The sequence below is a fragment of the Frankia sp. CcCS3 genome (assembly GCF_977927575.1).
Window position 1 is genome coordinate 1 of record NZ_CDWRCL010000352.1, and the last position, 2,752, is coordinate 2,752.

3 protein-coding genes are annotated in these 2,752 nt (G+C 72.5%); 2 read left to right on the top strand and 1 reads right to left on the bottom strand.

What is annotated here, in order from left to right:
- Positions 1-63: 63 nt before the first annotated feature.
- Positions 64-429 carry a DUF3499 domain-containing protein gene (locus AC08OQ_RS19065; protein WP_462188238.1) on the bottom strand — a complete coding sequence of 122 codons (366 nt, stop codon included), beginning with the start codon at positions 427-429 and terminating at the stop codon, positions 64-66.
- Positions 430-753: 324 nt separating this feature from the next.
- On the opposite strand from AC08OQ_RS19065, the gene AC08OQ_RS19070 reads away from it, so the two are divergent.
- A complete protein-coding gene (locus AC08OQ_RS19070) occupies positions 754-1,221 on the top strand; it encodes a metallopeptidase family protein (RefSeq protein WP_476602400.1) in 468 nt (155 codons plus the stop codon).
- A gap of 83 nt (positions 1,222-1,304) precedes the next feature.
- Positions 1,305-2,612: a mannose-6-phosphate isomerase, class I gene (gene manA, locus AC08OQ_RS19075; protein WP_476602401.1), complete on the top strand. Its 1,308-nt coding sequence runs from the start codon at positions 1,305-1,307 to the stop codon at positions 2,610-2,612.
- Positions 2,613-2,752: the final 140 nt, after the last annotated feature.

Sequence of the window (2,752 nt, forward strand, 5' to 3'; positions counted from 1 at the left end):
GGACAAACGGAAGATCGGGACGACCACATGACCGGGACGGCCGAGAGGTGGGATCGCTCCGGATCAGGACGGACTGGGAACGGCCCGCAGGTGACCCCGCCGGCCACCCGGGGGTGGGGCCTGCGGACCCTGCGGGGGCTCCGACCCTCCCCGCCGGGACGCCTCACGCACGGCGTCCGCAAGGGCTTCCAGGTCGTCCCCGGCCACCTCACGACCCCCCTCACGGGGCGCCTCGGCCTCGAGCCGGACCACAGCCCAGCCAAGCGGCACGGTGAGCCGATCCGCGTGGGTGCCGCACAGATCGTAGGAGTGTGGTTCGACGTACGGGGAGAGCGGGCCCAACACCGCCGTGGACTCCGCGTAGGCGTACGTGAGCGTGGCGACCGCGGCTGCGGAACAGGCCGAGCGGGAGCAGCGCCGAGGCTTCACGTTCCGGACGGTAGCCCCCGGAACGGACGACGGCCACCACCTCGGGTCGTGTCGCGTGGCGCGACGACTAATCGTCACGCGGCGTCGACCATGCCATCGCGGCCCGCATACAATATCCCTCTTTTAGCACGTATCCAGAGCGATTTTGAGATCATGGACCGTCCTCGAGCTGGTAGCGATAGGGGATGAAACGCAGGGATGTGACCGGAAACCGTCGTTACCGCGCCCACGGATCGGCGCACCACTCCGAGCGATGCCGGAAGCGGCGCGGAGTTCACCGCGATCGACGGACGACCGTCCATCCTTGAACGCTACGCTGACAGGGTGAGCGAGCCCGAGCGGTTCCCGGCAGTCGCCCGGCCGATCCCGCCACGGCGGCGGCGCGACCGGCGCGGCCGTGGAATCCGGGGCACTCTTCTTCCGCCGGACGTGCCCGCCTACGCCACCCGCGGCGACCGCTTCGACGATCTCGTCCTGGACGCCGTCGAGCATCTCGACCACCGGTGGTCCACCGAACTCGCGGACGTCGAGTTCGCCGTCGAGGACGTACCGCCGGTGGCGGTGACCGACGACGAGATCCCGCTCGCTCGTTACCAGCCGGCCAGCGGCAGGGGTCGGTCGGGCACCCCGCGGCGCATCGTCGTCTACCGCCGCCCGATCGAGGCGCGGGCCGTCGACAGCGAGGACCTGGCCGAGCTCGTCCTCGATGCGATCATCCACGAGATGGCTGAGATGATGGGGGTCGACCCCGCCGTGATCGACCCGGAGGGCCACGGCTGGGGCGACGAGTAACAGCGAGGAACAGCCGAGCCGCGGTGGCTGGCCGGCCGCAGGACACCCACCACGCGAGGGAGACCGTGACCACCAGGAACACCGTGACCACCAGGAACGAGGCCGCTCGGGCGACGGCCTCCGGCGCCCGGATCCTGCCACTGCACGGTCAGGCGCAGTCGTACGCCTGGGGGTCCCCGACCGCGATTCCGAACCTGCTCGGGGCGGTCGCGACCGGCGAGCCGGTCGCGGAGCTGTGGCTCGGCACCCATCCGGTGGCGACGGCCCTCGCCGAGGACGACGGCATCCGCCGTCCGGCCACCAACCTCGTCGGTCAGCTGCCGTTCCTGCTCAAGGTACTGGCCGCCGAGAAGGCGCTGTCGCTGCAGGTGCACCCGGACCTGGCGCAGGCCCGGGCCGGCTTCGACGCGGACGACGCGGCCGGTCTCGGCCTGGGCGATCCGCGTCGGCGTTACCGTGACCGGAATCACAAGCCCGAACTAATCGTCGCACTGTCCCCGTTTCGGGCTCTCGCCGGCGTACGTGATCCCGGCCGGACCCTCGCCATCGTCGCCCGGCTGGGCTCACCGGCCCTCACCGCCGCCTTCCGACCACTGGCCGACGATCCCTCGGGCGGCGCCGCGCAGGTGCTCCGCTCCCTGCTGACCATGCCGCGCGAACCCGCCCGTGACCTCGTCCGCGACCTCGTGGCGACGGCCCGCCGGCTCGCCGCCGGCCCGCACGACGCGGCAGCGCCGGGGACGCCCAGCGCCGAAACGGACGACACGGCGACGGACAGGGCCGCGGCGGACGGCGTCGCGGCGGACGGCGTCGAAGCCGATGACGTCGCGCGGGCGGCCGACCTGATCGGTCTGCTCGCGGCCGCGCACCCGGGCGACGTCGGGATCGCGGCCGCCCTGTTGCTGAACGACGTCACCCTGCGCCCCGGGGAGGGGCTCTTCCAGCCCGCGCGGCTGCTCCACGCCTACGTCTCCGGCCTGGGTATCGAGATCATGGCGACCTCGGACAACGTGCTGCGCGGCGGGCTCACCCCCAAGCACATCGATGTCGACGAGCTCCTGCGCATCCTTGATCCCACTCCGAGCGCGGCGCCGATCCTCATGCCCTGTACTCTCGCGGTCTCCCCCGGTGGTCTGCTCCGCGGCTGGGACGTCCCCGTCGGGGACTTCGCCCTCACCGAGGCGATCTGCACCGGCGGCGCCCTGAACGTGGGACGGCCCGTGGTGCTGCTGGCCATCGAGGGTGCGGTCCGGGTGACCGGCACCGCCGACAACGGGACGACCGTCGCCCCGGTGGAGTTGCGCGGGGGCCGGTCCGCCCTGCTGGCCGGATCCGCCGCGTTGACCCTCACCGGCACCGGTCGGGTCTTTCTCGCCGCTCCCGGCCGCTGACGGGCGATGCCACCGACAGGGCGGGGTGCTGACGGCCCGGAAGACCGGAAGACCGGAAGCGTCACGAACCTCCCGCACGTCCTGGGAGGACGCCGACCGGTGCCCGGCCCGCCACGAGGCGAAGATCGAAGGCCGGCCGT